Below are 17,384 nucleotides of genomic sequence, written 5' to 3' on the forward strand. Positions count from 1 at the left end.
GTGCGATAGCCCCTTTTGACTACCACACGAAAGGAAGGTCGTTATGACACAGTTTATTACGCCTGTGGAAGCGGCGCGTCTCGTCGGCGATGATATGACCCTGGCTGTCAGCGGTCATGCCGGCTTCGGGACGCCGGACGGGCTGTTCAAGGCCCTTCACGACCGTTATGGTGAGGAAGGCCATCCCCGTAATGTGACCTTGGTCAAGATTGCCGGGACCGGCGACGGCGGCCAGCGCGGCGGCGACCGCCTGGCAGCTGACGGCCTCATCGGGACGATCATTACCAGCCATTTCGGCATGGAAAAGAAGTTGGCCGATAAAGTGGCAGCCAATCAGTGCCTGGCCTATGTCGTTCCGGCCGGGACGATACTGGCTCTCTATCGGGCCATCGCCGCCGGTCACAAGGGCGTCTGGACCGATATCGGCCTGCACACGTTGGCTGACCCGCGCCTGGACGGCAGCAAGGCCAACGAAAAGACCGTCCGCGAAGGCAAGGATATCGTCCGCCTGGTCTCGTTCGACGGCGACGACTACTTATATTATCCAACCTTTCCCATCCAGGTCTGCTTCATCCGCGGCTCCCTGGCCGATGAGGACGGCAACATTTCCCTCCAGCGCGAAGCCATGATCGGTGAACAGCTGGAAGTGGCCGAAGCGACGCATAATTCCGGCGGCATCGTCGTCGTCCAGGTCGAAGACGTCGTGCCCCGGGGCAGCCTCGATTCGCGGCTCGTGAAAATCCACCATTTCCTCGTCGATTACGTCGTCGTGCCGCGGCCGAAGTACCACGTCCAGAGCTTTTCGACCCACGGCTACCGGCCGGAACTGAGCGGCGAAGGGCGCAAGTCCATCCAGTCCCTGCCGCCGCATCCTCTGGACAATCGCAAAATCTGTGCCCGCCGGGCGGCGATGGAACTGAAAAAAGGCGACGTCATGAACCTGGGCATCGGCATCCCGGAAATCATCGGCTCTGTCGCCGCTGAAGAGGGCTTCGGGCCGAGCCTGACTCTGGCGGCCGATTCGGGCATCATCGGCGGCATCCCCTTGTCGGGCCTCGATATGGGGGCCGCTGTCAATGCCGAAGCGGAACTGAAGATGGCCGACATGTTCGATATTTGCCACGGCGGCGGCCTCGACCTCTGTGCCCTGGGCCTGGCGGAAATCGACGCCATGGGCAATGTCAATGTCTCAAAATTCCACGGCCGCGTCACCGGGCCCGGGGGCTTCATCGACTTGGCCCAGCACACGAAGAAACTCATCCTCATGGGGACCTTTACAGCCGGCGGTCTGCGAGAACACTGTGAAGGCGGGAGGCTGGTCATCGACCGGGAAGGGAAGTACCAGAAATTCAAGACGGATATCGAACAGGTCACCTTTTCCGGGGACTACGCCGCAGCCCACGGCCAGCACGTCCTGGTCGTTACAGAACGGGCCGTCTTCCGCCTGACGCCGCAGGGACTCATGCTGACAGAAATCGCCCCGGGCGTCGACCTTGAACGGGACATCCTGAGCCAGATGGAATTCCGCCCGCTCATCGCCGATGACCTGCAACTCATGGACGGCCGCATCTTCCAGCCCAATCCCATGGGCTTGTCGTAGGTCGTTCATCGTTCCTCGAATGGTCCCCTGTGGGGACCCAACGTAGGGGCGACCCAAAGGGCGCCCGCCTGAGTCCGCTATGTTTTATATAATCTGATTGGAGGTTTTCATGGAATACCGTATAGAAAGAGATTCGATGGGAGAAATCAAAGTCCCGGCTGATAAACTCTGGGGTGCCCAGACACAGCGCAGTTTCGAGAATTTTAAGATCGGCACGGAAAAAATTCCGCCTGAAATGGTCACGGTCTTTGCCTATTTGAAGAAGGCTGCTGCCTTGACCAACAAGGAATTGGGCGTCGTCGACGGCGACCGGGCCGACGCCATCGTCCAGGCCTGCGATGACATCCTGGCCGGCAAGCTCGACGGCAATTTCCCTCTGGCCGTCTGGATGACCGGCAGCGGCACGCAGTTCAACATGAATGTCAACGAAGTCGTCGCCAACCGGGCCAAGCAGATTTTACAGGCCCAGGGCAAGGACTTGAACGTCCATCCCAATGACCACGTCAATCATTCCCAGAGCTCGAACGATACCTTCCCGACGGGACTGCATATGGTCGGCGTCCTGCTCATCGAAGAAAAATTGTTCCCCGCCATGGAAGCCCTCTATCAGGCGCTCCGGGCCAAACAGGAAGCCTTCAAGGACATCGTCAAGATCGGCCGGACCCACTTGCAGGATGCCACACCGTTGACGCTGGGCCAGGAATTCAGCGGCTGGGCCCGCATGGTTCAGCGCGACCGGGATATGCTGGTCCAGGGCGTCGATTTCCTCCGCGACCTGGCCATGGGCGGCACGGCCGTCGGCACGGGCATCAACTGCCCGAAAGGCTACGATGTGCGCTTTGCCGAAATCGTCAGCCAGCTGACGGGCACGACCTTCCATACGGCGCCGAACAAGTTCCATTCCCTGACCAGTAAGGATGAACTCGTCGTCGTCCACGGCATGCTCAAGGCCCTGGCCTGTGACCTCATGAAGATCGCCAATGACGTCCGCTGGCTGTCGTCGGGACCGCGCTGCGGCATCGGCGAAATCCGTATCCCCGAAAATGAACCGGGCAGCTCCATCATGCCCAGCAAAGTCAACCCGACGCAGTGCGAAGCCGTCACTATGGTCGCCGTCCAGGTCATGGGCAACGACGCGACCTTGGGCATCGCCGCCAGCCAGGGGAACTTCGAGCTCAATGTCTTCATGCCCGTCATCGCCTACAACCTGATCCAGTCTATCCGCCTGCTCACGGACTGCATGGATTCCTTCCGCAAGCACTGCGTCGTCGGCATCGAACCGAACCGCGAACGGATTGCGACCAACCTCTACAACTCGCTCATCCTGGTCACGGGCCTGGTGCCCCTCGTCGGCTATGACAAGGCCTGCACCATTGCCAAACAGGCAGCCAAAGAAGGGCTGACCCTGAAAGAGTCAGCCCTGAAGACGGGATGGGTCACGGCAGAGCAGTTCGACAAAGCCATGGACCCGGCCAAATTGGCAGGTTTGAAATAAGCCTTACTTATCCTTTTCGATGTTATCTTTCCAGGAGTCGTCGTCTTGCTGCTGGACGGCACTGCGCGTATAAGCGGCAATGGCGGCGAAGTTCTTCTGGACGCCCGTCGATGTATTGCGGTACTTGACGGCATGGTCGGCATCGATACCCAGGTTCTGGGCTTCCGAAGCGGCGTCGATATTGGCTCCGAGGAAAATGAAGTCCCAGCCTTGGGCTTTTTTATCGGAAATCATTTTCTGGATCGTCGCCTTGGAATATTCCGTGCTGGCATTTTCCTGTCCGTCCGTGATGATGACGAAGATGACCTTATGATCTTTGTCAGAAATACCCGGCGTGTCGGAAATCTTGGCAATCGTGTTGCCTACAGCATCGAGGAGAGCCGTCGAGCCGCCGACGCGGTAATCCTTGGTTGTCATGTCCGACAGGCTGTTAATGTTGCTGCGGTCCGTCAGGATGTCGACTTTATTGTTGAACAGGACCGTCGTGACCTTGGTGTCGACGTCGAGGTCTTTTTCTTTGGCAATCATGGCGTTGTAGCCGCCAATAGTATCGCTTTCCAGGCCATACATGGAGCCGCTCTTATCGAGGACCAGGACCAGGTCGAGATGTTTGATCGTCGACGGCAGGGACTGTGTTTCAGCCTGGCGGGCCTTGTCGGTCATGGTCGTCGTGTCGGCCGCGACAGCCGCGCCGCAGCAGAGCAGGGCGCTGAGGGTAAATATGAGTAATTTTTTGAACATGGCAGATGCCTCCTTAAAAATGGACGAATGACGTTTCTTTTATTGTATCATAAAAGTTGTTACAAAGAATACGCAGTCTGTTCACAAATCTTTATAACTCCTTTAACTTTTGCCTAATCTTTCGTTAGAAATGACCGTTATACTGGCCTTATCAATTAGGACAAGAGGAGGAGTCACCATGTATTTTCTGGACCATTACCGCACCCGTATTTCCCAAGTCATTGGGCTTCTGTTTTTATTTTTATTCATGTTCTCGCAAAAGGAATTGGATGTCACGGCCCCGTATATCTCGGGCATCTTATTCCTCGTGGGCTGTCTCTGCGTCGGCGCCGCCATGGCAGGCCGCATGTGGTGCGCCCAGTATATTGCCGGCTATAAGAATGACGTCCTGGTCCGCGAAGGGCCGTACTCGGTCTGCCGGAATCCGTTGTATTTCTTCAGCTTCCTCGGCGGCATCGGCGTCGGTCTGTGCACGGAATCGCTGACCCTGACGGTGCTGCTGGTCCTCCTCTTCGCCGTCATGTACATCCCGGTCATCCATACGGAAGAAGCCCGGCTGCACCGCCTCTTCGGGGAACCGTACAGCGCCTACATCCGGGAAGTGCCTCGGTTTTTCCCGAAATGGTCGCTCTACCATGAACCTAAGGAATATACAGTCAAACCGAAAGTTTTCCGCCACGCTGCCGGCGACGTCCTCTGGTTCGTCCTGGCCGTCGGCATCCTGGAATGTATCGAAGCCATACAGGAATCAGGCCTGTTGCCGCAGCTCCTGTCGCTTTATTAAATAAATATAACAAAAACAAAAAATCATTGTCAGCTTGCCCTTTTTCCGCTATGATGAATAGGGACTCGCACGACGGTTTCTGCCATCATGCGAGTCCCTATTTTTTTATAATTTATTTTTTACACCACAGATAGGAGTGGAAAACATGGGCATCATCAAGGAATTCAAAGAATTTGCCATGCGTGGGAACGTGCTGGACATGGCAGTCGGTGTCGTCGTCGGCGGAGCTTTTGGGAAAATCGTCACGTCACTGGTCAACAACATTATTATGCCCCCATTTGGGGTCCTCCTCGGCGGGATTGATTTTTCGGACTTCTTCATCCCTTTGAGCACAGAACACGTCGATTCCCTGGCCGAAGCGAAAGCCGCCGGGATCCCTGTCATTGCGTACGGTTCCTTTCTCAACACGGTCATTGAGTTCCTGATTATCGCCTTTGCCATCTTCATGGTCCTCAAACAGCTGAACCGCTTCCTGCCCAAACCGGAACCGGCTCCAGAACCGCGGCTCTGCCCGTTCTGCCGCCAGCCCATCGCGGACGATGCAACCCGCTGCCCGCACTGCACCAGCGAACTGCCTGCTGCCGAAACGGCTCATTGATTGCAGACCGATGTTATTTTGCAGTTTGTAGGGGCTCGCACGTGGCGAGCCCGTCTCAGAATATGGAGGATTTTTCTAGCAAAGTGGTTGGTAAATCGTACATGTCCTGGAGTGGGCGCCCCTCGTAAGGGGCGCCCTGTTGACTTTTCTCCTTCTTGCGATATAATAAGGAATGTAGTTGGAATTAAAACTAATTAAAAGGGGAATCGCCATGGACGAAGAAGCGTTGCATATTTTACTGTTGTTAGGGTTCCACCGGTCGAACCGGGAAATCGGCCGCCGCATCAAGCGGGAAGGGCTCATGCCCGGTCAGCCTAAGATACTGGAATATTTGTGGTTCCATGACGGCGCCAGCCAAAAGGATATCAGCCGGGAATGCATCATCGACAAGTCGACGGTGACCAGCCTGCTGAAGCGCATGGAAAAGCTGGACCTCATCCGCAAGGAAACGCGGCCTGAAGACCAGCGGGGCGTGGCCATCTTCCTGACGGAAACGGGCTGGGAAAAGGCCAAGCGGATCCGTGAGGTCATTTATGGCATCGACGATGAAATGTGGCAGGGCATCGAGCCGGAAGCACGCCAGCAGTTCATGGCGACGTTTCATCGCATTATGGAGAATGAAAAGAAGTGGGGCGATTGAGTATGCGTCATATGCATCATTTGAAAATACGGGTCAGTGTATTTCTTTGCAGTATCTTGATGACGGCCTTCGGCATCGACTTGATTACTGTCGCCAGCCTGGGGACGTCGCCCATTTCCAGCGTGCCCCTCGTCGTCAGCCTCTATACGCCGTGGACCTTCGGCCAGCTGACCTTTGTCCTCAACATGGCCTTCATCGTCTTGCAGATTGCCCTGCTGCGCGCCAGTTCCGGCCCGTAGAGCTGCTGCAGATTGCCATTAACTTCGTCTTCAGCGCAGCCATCGACTTTTTCATGCACGCCATGGCAGGATTACAGGGACTGAACTGGCCTTTTGCCGCAGTTCTCTTAGTGGCCGGCTGTGCGACCCTGGCCTTCGGCATCTGCATCGAAGTGGCGTCGCAGGTCCTGATGGTGCCTGGCGACGGGGCCGTCAAGGCCATTGCCCAGACGGGGAAATGGCGGATGGGCTCGACGAAAGTCGCCTTCGATTCGACTATGGTCACCATTGCCGTCATCTTGTCGACCCTTTACGGCGGCCTGGGGACCCTGACCGGCCTTGGCGTCGGCACGCTGGTGTCGGCCATGCTCGTCGGGCACTTCGTCAATTTCTTCAATCGCCGCGTCTTTTTCATCGAACGCCTGGCCCGGCTGTCCTTGGAGGATGAAACCAAGGCGGCCCGAGCTTTGTCCAAAGAAGTCCAGTCCTGATTCAGGGACTGGACTTTATTCTTTTTCGGGCATATAATTATAATTAACAAGCTAATCAATGTGTTCGGATACGGTTACGCTATAATGGAGCGTAACCTCTTGATTCACCTATGTAGTTAGTTGGCTAATTATAATAGAGAGAAAGGATTGATTACCATGAAGGGACAAACAGTGCATCTGCCAAAGCGGGCATGGCGCCTGGGCCTCTTTTTCATCGGCATCCTCCTGGCAGGTGGTGTCCTGCTCATGTATAAGGGAAATGATGCCGTGGCCCAGGGTATCGCCAATAAGGACGGGATATTGACGGCAGAGCAGGTCAAGGTTTCTTTTCAGTCCGTAAGTGGCAAGATGGTGAACGAAGCTGTCCAGGAATCACAGGAGGTCAAGGCCGGCGACATCCTCATGCAGCTCGACAGTACCGACGTTGACTTGGATATTGCCAAGACCCAGGCTCAGATAGCTCAGCTCGACGCCCAGATCCAGTCGATGGAAGGGACTATCGCCATCGGCTTTGTCTAGACCGATACGTCGCAGGAAGAAAGCCGGCGCCAGCTCGACCAGCAGCGAGCAGCCATCGATTCGGCGACGGCAACGCTGGTCAATGCTCAGCGTGATTATGACCGTAAATCGTCGCTGTATCGCCAGGGAGCCATTGTCAAGGCTGATTTTGACGATTCCCAGGCGGCTTTGTCCGTAGCCCAGGCCAATATGAACCAGCAGCAACAGGCCTTATCGAAATTATTGGGCGGTGCCGTCGATACGGGAGACAGTGATTCCCTCCAGCTGCCGCAGATCGAAGAACAGCGGCAGACCATTGCCAACAAGCGTCACGACCGGGAATCGCTGGTCCAGCAGCGCAATCAGCTCCAGGTCCGGCTCCAGCAGCTGGAAGTCCAGAAAGACCGCCTGACCCTGCGGGCGCCGGAAGACGGGAAAGTCCTCAAGCTCCTGGCCAAGCAGGGGGAAATCGTCCAGGCCGACACGCCGGTCATCCTCTTGGAAAGTAAGCGCCAGTATTACGATATCTATGTCAGTGAAAAGCAGGCCGTCCATCTCCATGAAGGCCAGGCCCTGGCCGGTGTCGCCGTATCCGATGGCCAGCCCATTGCCGGGACGATCCGCTTCATCACCCAGGCGCCGGGGTTTGCCGATTTGAAGGAAACCCGGGAAAAAGGGCAGGCCGATTTGACGGCTTTCCAAATCCGTATTTATACCGACCCAGGCCAGGCTGTCCGGCCGGGCCAGACTATCGAGGTGACGGATCATGAACTCCCTGAAACATGAAATCGCCTTCCTCTTTTCCGGCATGGGCATGCCCTATGAAAAAGTCGCCATGCTGGTCGCCGTCGTCTGTGCCGTCCTGTTCACGGTCCTGCTTGGGAATAACTTTATCAAAGAAGCGCCGGTGGCCGTCATCGACCTGGATAATTCCAAGTACAGCCATGAACTCATCCAGGAAATGGATGCGTCGCCCTATATCGACATCAACACGGTCTTTCACAGTGCTGTCAACCCCAAGGTCTTATTTTACCGCGACCATTTTGCTGCCGTCGTCTATTTCCCCAAGGACCTGGAAAAGAACCGCTACAGCGATGCAGCAGGCCAGATCGGCGTCTTTTATGACAATACCAGCATCGCCCAGAACGCGGACATCATGGAAGCCCTCAATACTATCGTAGCCGAAGAGAACAACAAACTCAGTGCGCCTGAGACATCGCGGGCCGAACGGGGCATCACCCTGCGCGACCGGCTCCTCTTCAATCCCCAGGGGTCGGCGGCGAATAACGACGAAGTCCAGGGCTTTCTCTTCTTCTTTTCGTCCATGTTCTTTACCTTTGCCACCATTGGCATGATTCCCCGCCTGCGCATGACGGGCCAGCTGGCCCAGACCATGGAAGAGGGGACGCCCTTTGCCATCCTGTCCCGCCTCGTCCCATACTGCGCTTGCTTGATGACGGCCCTGACCGTCGGCATGGTCATTCTCCACTATTTGAACGATATGGCCTTTGCCGGCAGTGTCTGGCTCTTTTTCCTGACCCAGTGCTTCTATATCCCGGCCGTCGGCGTCATGAGCCTGCTCTTTGGCTGGAACGCGGCCAATCCCGGCGTCGCCGCCAGCCGCATGATCTTATTCATCCCTATGGGCTTCATCCTCGGCGGGGCGACGAGCCCGCTCATGGAACAGAGCCTGTGGGTCCGCTATTTCGCTCATTTTTTCCCGCTGACCTGGGAATATGAATTTACCCGCGACATTACCCTGCGCGGCGCCGGTTTCTGGGATATCGCTCCGGAATTCGGCGGCTTTCTCATTTATTTCGCCTGCCTCATTATCGTCTTCTGCCTCGTCTTCTATGGGACCCGGCAGAAAGAACTGGCACGGCAGAAGGAGGAACATGCATGATGGAAGAATTTCAGCACATCCTGGTCCCTGTCGACGGTTCGGAACCGTCTGTCAGAGCCTTAGAAAAGGCCGTATACCTGGCCGAAAAATGCGGCAGTCAGGTGACGCTGCTGACCGTCGTCGATATGAATAAGGAAATCAGCTCCTTTGAACAAGTCAGTACCGGCGGCTACGTCCCGGGAGAATTGAAGGAAAAAGGCTATCAAATCCTGCTCAAGCTGATGCCCAGCATCCCCAAGGAAATCCACGTCCAGGCCGTCGTCCAAATCGGCGACCCGGCCAAGAACATCGTCCAAATCGGCGACCCGGCCAAGAACATCGTCCAATACAGCGAAGATCACCCGACGGACCTGATCATCATCGGCAACCGCGGTCTGTCGGGCTTAAAGAAAATCCTCCTGGGCAGCGTCAGCAACTACGTCCTCCTGCGCAGTCAGGTCCCGATTTTAATCATGAAATAAAGGCGCAGGGCCTTATGCGTACCAAATCTTACCTAGATACCAGACTTGCCAGGATTCCTTGAAGAAGTAAGGATTTCAAAATAGCGGAGCTGTTACAGAAAGCAGAATTTGCTTCCTGTGACAGCTCCGCTCTATTTTATCACAGTTTCGCCAGAAGACTCCTCCCTCTTAGGTAAGGGCATCAAATGGCGATGGATTTCGCAGGTTCGATGCCTGCGAAATTCACCCTATGTATTTTCCATCTTAGCCTTTTCACTACGTCTACGGTATAATGGTAGATAACAGAGGAGGTGGATTCCAGATGTACTTGACGCAATCGAATGTCATCCGTGGCTTGTCGAAACAAGAGTATACGATGCTCCGGGAAATGTGCCAATACAGCAATAACCTGTACAATGTAGCGGTCTATACGATTCGGCAGCATTACTTCGATACCCAGCAATTCTTGCGGTACGAAGAAAATTACCCCATCTGCAAGGAAAATGAAAACTATAATGGGCCTGTGAATTCAGACCAGTACTGAAAATTTTAAGAGTGCATGATATAGTATTAAGTAACGAAAATTGGAGGATGCTATCATGCCAAGAAAAAAGTACACTTCTGAATTTAAGACCAAGATTGTTCTGTCAATTCTTCAAGGCGACAAGGAATTCAATGTCATCTGTTCTGAAAACGGCCTGAACCCAAACATGGTCAGAAAATGGAAGCAAGAATTCCTGCAAAATGCCCATCTTGCCTTTGGTGCAGATTCTGAGCGTAAGGCCGTTCAGAGGAAGGAGGACGATCTGAAGAAAAAGAATGACCAGATGCTAAGGACCATCGGTCAGCTTACGCTTGAGCGCGACTTTCTTCAGGACTGCTTTCGCCAAGCTGGGGAGGCCATCCCAAGAATCCCGGAATATGATCAGAAAGGATAACGGCCTTTCCATACGTCGTCAGTGCGAATTACTGGGACTGAACCGTTCCGGCCTATATTACACACCTACAGGACCAAACCAAGCTGCTGTTAGGCTTGATGAATCGTTAATGGAACGTATCGACCACTGGCATACCAGGTGTCCCTACCTAGGCTCTCGTAAGATTGTTGCCAAACTGCAAGAAGAAGGTTTTTCAGTATGTCGCAAGACAGTACGGCGACTTATGCTGAAGATGGGCATCTATGCTATTTATCCTAAGCCTAACCTGTCCAAGCGCAATTTCAAGGAGTCTATTGTGCCTTATCTGTTGCGCGATTATACCGTGTCTTTTCCAAACCAGGTGTGGTCCATTGACATCACCTATATTCCGATGCCGCATGGGCATATGTACCTAACTGCAATAATTGATTGGTATAGCAGGCGGTTGGTCGGCCACTATCTTTCAGACAGTCTGGAAGCAGAATCTGTTATTCATGCCGTGACGGAAACCGTTAAAGCATGCGGCGTTCCAGCCATTATCAATTCAGATCAAGGCAGCCAGTTTACCAGTGATGATTACAAGAATCTGCTTCGTAACCTCAATATCCGTCAAAGTATGGACGGCAGGAGCCGCTGGGCAGACAACATCATGATTGAACGTTGGTTCCGTAGCCTCAAAACGGAGCAGCTCTATCCGAACGAATATCGCACCCCAAGAGAGCTTCGACGTCTGATTAACCAATACGTAGATGATTACAACAACATACGGCCCCACGAGGCATTAGGCTACAAGGTTCCCAACGAGTTTTACTTTGCTTGCTTCGCTGCTTAGAATAATTCTGCTTACTGCCACTCTTAAAATTTTAGAACGTGGTCTTGACAAGGGGCCCATTATAAACTATGGCTTGTTACAGGCCGGTGTCGCCCAGCAGATATTGAAGATGGCCGACCGAAGTTTTCGTTCTTTTTTCGGGCTTTTGCAGAAAGTCAAGTCAGGTGACTATGGTTCAAAGGTTGTCTGCCTGCCACACTATCGTGAAAAAGGCGGTCTCTTCAATCTCATCTTGTCGACGAACGCTATTACCATTAAGAATGGCTTCTTAACAGTGCCGATGAGCCGTGAATATATGAAACGCCATAATGGACATCGGATTCGGATTCCTGTTCCCGACAGGCTGAAGGATAAGACAATTCAGGAAATCCGTATCTGTCCCATGTATGGTGGACGGTATTTCAAGATTCAGTATGGCTACTTACAGGAACCAGAGCCGGTGAAAACCTCGCCAGAACGTATCCTGGCTATCGAATTAGGGCTGGACAATCTGGCCGCCTGCGTTACCAATACGGGGACGTCGTTCCTCATGGACGGTCGTAAACTCAAATCTATCAACCAGTATTGGAACAAACGCAAAGCCAGACTCCAAAGCATTGCCGCCAAGCAGGGCCGGAAGACGACGAACCAGCTCTGTCAGTTAGCGAAGAAACGCAATTTCCGGATGAAGGACATCCTTTGCAAGACAGCCCGTTACATTGTTAATTTCTGCATTGACCATCAGATAGGTACCATTGTTTGCGGCTATAATCGCGATTTTAAACGAGGACTAAAGCTGGGCAAAGTGATGAATCAGCATTTCACTCAAATCAGTCTGAGCTATCTTCGTAGTACCTTGAAACACCTGTGTGAACGCTATGGGATAACCTATCTGGAACAGGAAGAATCGTATACCTCTCAGGCCAGCTGCCTGGATTTGGACAACATTCCCGTATACCAGCCGGATACACCCTATACAGGAACGTTCAGTGGGAAACGAATCCGGCGCGGCCTGTACCGTTTCGCCAACGGCAGGACGGCCAATGCCGACATCAAGGGCGCTGCCAACATACTCCGTAAAAATAAGCAGAACTTCGATTTCGAGGGACTGTGTAAGGGGCTTTTGGACAGCCCTTTGAGAATAAGGCTATCCTGATTTCAGGAGGAAACTTAAACAGCAACCTTCTCAAGAATCTCCCGCTTCTATAAGCGGGAGAGGTTCAGCTACCGTCTCATCGATACGGCCCACATGTACGATAACGAGGCCATCGTCGGCCAGGCTGTGGCCGAAAGCGGCCTTCGCCGGGAGGATGTCTTCATTACGACGAAACTGTGCCAGACCCGGGCCGGTTATGAGCTGGCCTGGCAGGGCATCGAAGAATCGCTGGCCCGGTTGCAGACCGTTCAATGCTCGGGAATATCTTGATTTTATCGGAAGCTGTGATGTTATCCCCATGGTCAACCAAGTCGAGTGCCACATCTATTACAGACGAAAAGAGCTCCAGCAGGCACTTGTGACACAGGGGACACAAATACAGGCATGGAGCCCTTTTACAGAAGGGAAAAAGCCCATTTCATGATGATGCCTCCTCTGTGTTTTCTTTTATTATATCATGAAACGGGAAGAAACGATATTGACAAAGAACGAATTGCCTGTTATAATTAGCCTACAATCGAATCGCGAAGGGGAGTAACCTCTCGTCAGTTGTCATCAACATCGTGCCGTCATTGACCGGCTGGTGGCAGCGTTGCTATCGCAATGGGTGAGACTTTCGCATGATACCAGTTTTGCTGATACCATGCGGAAGTCTCTTTTGTTTTTCAGAGAAAGAGGTATATTATGGAAATCTTATCGATGCAATTTTTCATGGCTTTAGGCTCTATCATTTTACTGGATATCCTCCTCGGCGGCGATAATGCCGTCGTCATCGCCATGGCGGCCAATAAACTGCCGGCCAATCTGCGCCGCAAAGCCATCCTCATCGGGACCGGCGGCGCTGTCGTCATCCGTCTGGTCATGACCCTCATCGCCGTCTGGCTGTTGACGATTCCCTTTTTACAGGCCTTAGGCGGCCTCATCCTGCTGCCCATTGCTGTGAAATTGCTCATTCCGGAAGAACACGATGAGAACGTGACGGCTTCGGACAGCCTCATGGGAGCCATCAAGACCATCATCATCGCCGACGCAGCCATGGGCGTCGACAACGTCCTGGCCATCGCCGGGGCTTCGCACGGCAGCTTCCTCCTCGTCGCCTGCGGCTTCCTCATCAGCATCCCCATCATCGTCGGCGGCAGTACGGTCATCGGCAAGCTCATGGACCGCTTCCCGGTCATCCTCTATGCCGGCGCCGGGTTGCTGGGCTGGACAGCTGGTTCCATGATCGGCCACGATAAAATCTTGGGGACCCTGATGCAGCAAATCGCCGGTGCCTGGGCACCCATGACCCTTCAGGCCGTACTAGCTGCCGGTGTCATCGCCATCGGCCTGTGGATGAGCCGGAAACGAGCTGTACAGTAATAAAAAGGCACTGTCGCATGAAGACAGTGCTTTTTTAGCAGTCAGCGGTTAGCAGTTAGCGAATGGTTTTAAATTTAAAAGGTTTCTCTGTAAACTACAAACTCTGTGCTCCAAACTATAAAGTAAAAGTGACTACGCATGATGACATATGCTACAATGTAAATTGGCTGGCAGGGCTTTGCCTGCTGGCTAATTTATGTTGAAGGGGATAAGCATATGAGACAACGATTATTTCGTATCATTTTAAGCCTGGCCTTTTCCATGATGACTGTGGTGACAGGGATGGCCAGTGAACCGGGACAGGGAACGGAGATAGACAAAAAGGTGCTGACCGTAGGATTGTTCCGCTATGTTCCTGATATTAAGGCCTTTGAAACGGCTTTAACTGCGCAATGGAAGAATATCGAACCCGATGTGACATTGCGTTTCGTCGATTGGGATTGCTATTTTGAAGAACCGAAAAGTGATGTTTTTGTCTTCGATGGCCTTTATGCGCCGCAATATATAGAAAAAGGGCTGCTTTATCCCTTAGGAGAAACCATTCCAGCCCGCTCTGCCTATCCAGACTGGACGTTAGAACAGGGGTACTCTCGGGGAACGTATTACGGCATCCCGCAGATGGTCTGCATGGATACGCTGTTTTACCACAAAGAGGATCATGCCGTATCCCGTGTCCAGACGATGCAACAGCTTTATGAAGCCATCGGTCCACGGAAGACCCAGGCATTGCTTCCCGGACGAGACGAAGGTGTCATCGCTGATTTCAGCTTAAATAATGAAATGAAGTACTATAATATTCTTCAGGACCATACAGGAAAGGTCGTTCCCGTGCAGGCCATGGGAGACGTTCAAGCAGATGCCATGCAGTATTTGAAGGAATTGTACGCGATGACGGGCACTGCGACGGGCCGTTATGACGATGGCAATGAATTTACGCGGGCTGAATGGTTTGCCCAGGGCCATGGCCGGGCGTTGTATGCCTATCCGGAAGCGATGAGTGCCATTGTCCGCTTCGGGTAGGGTAATTATACAGAAGTGAAGGCCATTTCCAGCTGTGAACATCCCGATGTAGCGACGGCCTATGTTGATTACGTCAGCATCTCTTCCCAGATTCCAGTGAATAAGGTGGAACCGGCTAAAAAATTAGTTGCCTTATTGACTTCTAAGCCTTTCATGATGGCCGCCCTGAAACCGGCTTCGAAAGAAGGCGTACCGCAGTATCTCTTAGCGGCTCGTCGGGACGTCATGCAGGAATTGGCTGCGTCGGACCCGAATTATCAGAAGTTGTACCGGCATTTATATCGTGCTAAATCGTGGCATGTCATGACGGGAACAAAAGATTTTGCTGCATGGGAAGCTAAAGTCGGGCCCGTTATCGAAAAAGGGTTGAAAAATCAGTAAAGTTTGGTAATCAAGGTGTGGCTCATACCGATGCAGAAATCCTCCATATCATGGAGAATCCGTCTCAGATTTGAAAGAACTGCACGAAGGTATAGCCTAAATGGAGGCCGTACAGCATGAGGACGGTGCCGCAGAGGACGTTGATGGTGCGCAGGATGCGGGGTGTCATGGCGTGGCGGAAGGCGGCGACGCAGCCCGTGAGCGAGAGGAACCACAGGCCCGATGCCAGGAGGACACCGGTCAGGAAGGTCGTGGCTTCGGCGGCAGGCAGGGTGATGCGGAAGGCGCCGAGGAGCATCGTGCCGTCTAAAATGGCCTGAGGATTCATCCAGGTGACGATACAGGCTTTGGAAACGGTCTGGCCCAGAGAGGCCGGCTGACCTTTAAGGGTCAGCGCATCCGGTACCTGGCGAATCATGCCATAGGCCATGTAGAGGATGAGCAGCGTACCTGCGCCCAGAATGACCGCTTTGAGCCAGGGAAGATGATCCAGCAGGCTGCCGATGCCGTAAAAACAGCTCAGCGACAGACTGATGTCGAAGAACAAGACGATGAGCGCTGTCACGACGGCGCGGCGCAGGGAATGGGATAACGCTGAATGGATGACGAAGAGATTCTGCATGCCAATGGGAGCGACGTAAGCCAGTCCCATGGTCAGGCCTTGGAAAAAGAACATAAAAAAGCCTCCTTCTTTTCCAACCAAAGAAAGTTGGTTCGTATGGTATAATCACAGTATAACAGAGCTATGCCGGATTCCAACCAGCCAAAGCGATGTGAATTATACCAACCAAAAAGGAGACGATGTGATGAAGCGGCATATTCCCGTGCAAATCGAATGGCATCCCGACCCGGCGCAGGCCGTGCCCGTATACCGGCAAATCCTCGAATGGATGTATGGAAAAATGGAAAGCGGTGAATGGCCGGCTGGGACGCGCCTGCCGTCTCAGCGCGAGATGGCCCGGCATTTCCAGGTGAACCGGAGTACTCTGAACCAGGCTCTGAAGCCGCTATTGGAAGCGGGCGTACTCCAGGGCCGGGGCAGCCAGGGGACGGTCATAGCCAGTACGGCCTGGTCCCTGCGCCTGCCGGTTCAGCCGGATTGGAACCGTTACATGACGGCTGGCTATTTCCGGGCCAATCAGGAAGTCGTCCAGGCCATCAATACCCTGGAGTTCGATGACCGCCTGGTCCGTCTCGGTACGGGCGAACTGGACCCCAGGCTGTTCCCGCAGGATGCCTTCCGCCAGACTTTGCGGGATGTGGCCGATGCCATTACCTCCCTGGGCTATGTCGAGCCGTTGGGGATGCTCGCCCTGCGTCAGGCTCTGGCTGGGTATGCCAGAAAGCGGAATTCAATCGTGGCGCCGTCGTCCATCCTGATTACGTCTGGCGCCCTACAGGGGCTCCAGCTCATATCGGCAGGGCTTCTCCGCGGCGGGGCGACGGTTTACGTCGAAGACCCGACGTATGTCAAATCGCTCCAGGTCTTCCAGTCTGCCCATCTTCGCCTCTGCGGCCTGCCCATGGACGACCAGGGCCTGTCGCTGGAAGCCCTGGAAAAGCACTTGCGCCAGTCTTCAGATAGGGGCAACAGCGTCCTCTATACCATCCCGACGAACCACAATCCGACAGGCCGGACCCTAAGCCGCCGACGCCGCATCCAGCTCCTGGAATTATGCAGCCGCTATGACCTGCCCATCATTGAAGACGGGGCATATGAAGAACTGACCTTTGACGGAACGCCGCCGCCATCTCTGAAAAGCCTGGACCCTGGCGGCCGGGTCCTCTATTTGGGGAGTGTTTCCAAATCTTTGGCGCCCGGGCTGCGCATCGGCTGGATGATAGCGCCGGAACCGGTCGTACAGCGTTTGGGCGACGTCAAGATGCAGATCGACTATGGCGCCAGCTCCCTGTCTCAGCAAGTCTTGGCCCGGTTCTTGACCAGCGGCCGTTATGAACAGTATCTGGATGGGCTGCGCTGTGAATTGCAGCGGCGCTGCCAGGCAGCCTGTCAGTCCTTGTCCGAAGTCTTTGCGGACATGGCAGACTGGCAGGTGCCGCAGGGCGGTTTTTATATTTGGCTTACCTTCCGCAGCAGACTTCCCATGGAACTGCTCTTCCGCAAAGCCGTATCGGCTGGCGTCCTCATCAATCCCGGCGATATCTATTCCAGCCGCCACACCCAGTCTCTGCGCCTGTCCTATGCCTATACGACGCCGGAAGAATTCCGCCAGGCTGTCAGTCAGCTGGCTGTGGTTGTCCGTTCGCTGGAAGGATGAAAGATACCGTTAAGCCTTCAGCCTTGCAGTTTCAGCAAAAAATTCGTATA

22 protein-coding genes are annotated in these 17,384 nt (G+C 53.9%); 20 read left to right on the plus strand and 2 right to left on the minus strand.

Annotation, left to right across the window (positions count from 1 at the left end; genetic code table 11):
• The first annotated feature begins 43 nt into the window (after positions 1–43).
• The gene (locus ACFWUB_RS00470) at positions 44–1,600 is read left to right on the plus strand and encodes an acyl CoA:acetate/3-ketoacid CoA transferase (protein ID WP_302681190.1); all 1,557 of its coding nucleotides are present in this window, start codon (positions 44–46) and stop codon (positions 1,598–1,600) included.
• 109 nt (positions 1,601–1,709) lie between these two features.
• Positions 1,710–3,095, plus strand: coding sequence for a class II fumarate hydratase (gene fumC / locus ACFWUB_RS00475; protein ID WP_020724000.1), 1,386 nt, complete (start codon positions 1,710–1,712; stop codon positions 3,093–3,095).
• Between the two features lie 3 nt (positions 3,096–3,098).
• Here the strand turns inward: fumC and ACFWUB_RS00480 are convergent, their stop codons facing one another.
• A complete protein-coding gene (locus ACFWUB_RS00480) occupies positions 3,099–3,836 on the minus strand; it encodes a vWA domain-containing protein (RefSeq protein WP_292282264.1) in 738 nt (245 codons plus the stop codon).
• A gap of 178 nt (positions 3,837–4,014) precedes the next feature.
• On the opposite strand from ACFWUB_RS00480, the gene ACFWUB_RS00485 reads away from it, so the two are divergent.
• The 17 genes from ACFWUB_RS00485 to ACFWUB_RS00565 all read left to right on the plus strand — a co-directional run bounded on the left by ACFWUB_RS00485 (position 4,015) and on the right by ACFWUB_RS00565 (position 15,055).
• Entirely contained in the window at positions 4,015–4,620 is a 606-nt protein-coding gene (locus ACFWUB_RS00485; RefSeq protein WP_014016580.1) for a methyltransferase family protein, read from the plus strand.
• Positions 4,621–4,765: 145 nt separating this feature from the next.
• A complete protein-coding gene (gene mscL, locus ACFWUB_RS00490) occupies positions 4,766–5,218 on the plus strand; it encodes a large conductance mechanosensitive channel protein MscL (RefSeq protein WP_302420845.1) in 453 nt (150 codons plus the stop codon).
• 211 nt (positions 5,219–5,429) lie between these two features.
• Positions 5,430–5,858, plus strand: coding sequence for a MarR family winged helix-turn-helix transcriptional regulator (locus ACFWUB_RS00495; RefSeq protein ID WP_020311350.1), 429 nt, complete (start codon positions 5,430–5,432; stop codon positions 5,856–5,858).
• 2 nt (positions 5,859–5,860) lie between these two features.
• Positions 5,861–6,097 (plus strand): hypothetical protein, encoded by a 237-nt coding sequence (locus tag ACFWUB_RS00500; protein ID WP_416183992.1) that lies wholly within the window; start codon positions 5,861–5,863, stop codon positions 6,095–6,097.
• A complete protein-coding gene (locus ACFWUB_RS00505) occupies positions 6,010–6,567 on the plus strand; it encodes a DUF6198 family protein (RefSeq protein ID WP_416183993.1) in 558 nt (185 codons plus the stop codon). The genes ACFWUB_RS00500 and ACFWUB_RS00505 overlap by 88 nt, the downstream gene beginning before the upstream one ends.
• Before the next feature lie 156 nt (positions 6,568–6,723).
• Positions 6,724–7,086: a biotin/lipoyl-binding protein gene (locus ACFWUB_RS00510; protein WP_292106559.1), complete on the plus strand. Its 363-nt coding sequence runs from the start codon at positions 6,724–6,726 to the stop codon at positions 7,084–7,086.
• A 168-nt stretch (positions 7,087–7,254) separates the two neighbouring features.
• Entirely contained in the window at positions 7,255–7,851 is a 597-nt protein-coding gene (locus ACFWUB_RS00515) for an HlyD family efflux transporter periplasmic adaptor subunit (RefSeq protein WP_292282266.1), read from the plus strand.
• Positions 7,832–8,968 (plus strand): ABC transporter permease, encoded by a 1,137-nt coding sequence (locus tag ACFWUB_RS00520; RefSeq protein ID WP_292298884.1) that lies wholly within the window; start codon positions 7,832–7,834, stop codon positions 8,966–8,968. The genes ACFWUB_RS00515 and ACFWUB_RS00520 overlap by 20 nt, the downstream gene beginning before the upstream one ends.
• Positions 8,965–9,429, plus strand: a complete 465-nt coding sequence (locus tag ACFWUB_RS00525; protein ID WP_416183994.1) for a universal stress protein — start codon at positions 8,965–8,967, stop codon at positions 9,427–9,429. Before ACFWUB_RS00520 ends, ACFWUB_RS00525 begins: the two co-directional genes overlap by 4 nt.
• Positions 9,430–9,730: 301 nt before the next feature.
• Positions 9,731–9,952: a hypothetical protein gene (locus ACFWUB_RS00530; RefSeq protein ID WP_416183995.1), complete on the plus strand. Its 222-nt coding sequence runs from the start codon at positions 9,731–9,733 to the stop codon at positions 9,950–9,952.
• A 55-nt stretch (positions 9,953–10,007) separates the two neighbouring features.
• Positions 10,008–10,346 carry a transposase gene (locus tag ACFWUB_RS00535; protein ID WP_020310576.1) on the plus strand — a complete coding sequence of 113 codons (339 nt, stop codon included), beginning with the start codon at positions 10,008–10,010 and terminating at the stop codon, positions 10,344–10,346.
• Positions 10,264–11,157 (plus strand): IS3 family transposase, encoded by an 894-nt coding sequence (locus ACFWUB_RS00540; RefSeq protein WP_292298454.1) that lies wholly within the window; start codon positions 10,264–10,266, stop codon positions 11,155–11,157. The genes ACFWUB_RS00535 and ACFWUB_RS00540 overlap by 83 nt, the downstream gene beginning before the upstream one ends.
• A 73-nt stretch (positions 11,158–11,230) precedes the next feature.
• The gene (locus ACFWUB_RS00545) at positions 11,231–12,292 is read left to right on the plus strand and encodes an RNA-guided endonuclease InsQ/TnpB family protein (RefSeq protein ID WP_416183996.1); all 1,062 of its coding nucleotides are present in this window, start codon (positions 11,231–11,233) and stop codon (positions 12,290–12,292) included.
• A 93-nt stretch (positions 12,293–12,385) separates the two neighbouring features.
• Positions 12,386–12,562, plus strand: coding sequence for a hypothetical protein (locus ACFWUB_RS00550; protein WP_416183997.1), 177 nt, complete (start codon positions 12,386–12,388; stop codon positions 12,560–12,562).
• A gap of 414 nt (positions 12,563–12,976) precedes the next feature.
• Entirely contained in the window at positions 12,977–13,654 is a 678-nt protein-coding gene (locus tag ACFWUB_RS00555) for a TerC family protein (protein ID WP_020311134.1), read from the plus strand.
• Between the two features lie 216 nt (positions 13,655–13,870).
• Positions 13,871–14,674: an extracellular solute-binding protein gene (locus ACFWUB_RS00560; RefSeq protein WP_020311135.1), complete on the plus strand. Its 804-nt coding sequence runs from the start codon at positions 13,871–13,873 to the stop codon at positions 14,672–14,674.
• Positions 14,675–14,689: 15 nt separating this feature from the next.
• Complete coding sequence (locus ACFWUB_RS00565) at positions 14,690–15,055, plus strand: thiaminase I (protein WP_020311136.1); 366 nt, start codon at positions 14,690–14,692, stop codon at positions 15,053–15,055.
• Positions 15,056–15,119: 64 nt separating this feature from the next.
• Here the strand turns inward: ACFWUB_RS00565 and ACFWUB_RS00570 are convergent, their stop codons facing one another.
• Positions 15,120–15,731, minus strand: coding sequence for a LysE/ArgO family amino acid transporter (locus ACFWUB_RS00570; RefSeq protein ID WP_292282149.1), 612 nt, complete (start codon positions 15,729–15,731; stop codon positions 15,120–15,122).
• A 130-nt stretch (positions 15,732–15,861) separates the two neighbouring features.
• Between ACFWUB_RS00570 and ACFWUB_RS00575 the strand changes: the two genes are divergently transcribed.
• Positions 15,862–17,334, plus strand: a complete 1,473-nt coding sequence (locus ACFWUB_RS00575; RefSeq protein WP_416183998.1) for a PLP-dependent aminotransferase family protein — start codon at positions 15,862–15,864, stop codon at positions 17,332–17,334.
• Positions 17,335–17,384: the final 50 nt, after the last annotated feature.

Source organism: Megasphaera sp. (genome assembly GCF_047831605.1).
GTDB lineage: Bacteria > Bacillota > Negativicutes > Veillonellales > Megasphaeraceae > Megasphaera > Megasphaera intestinihominis.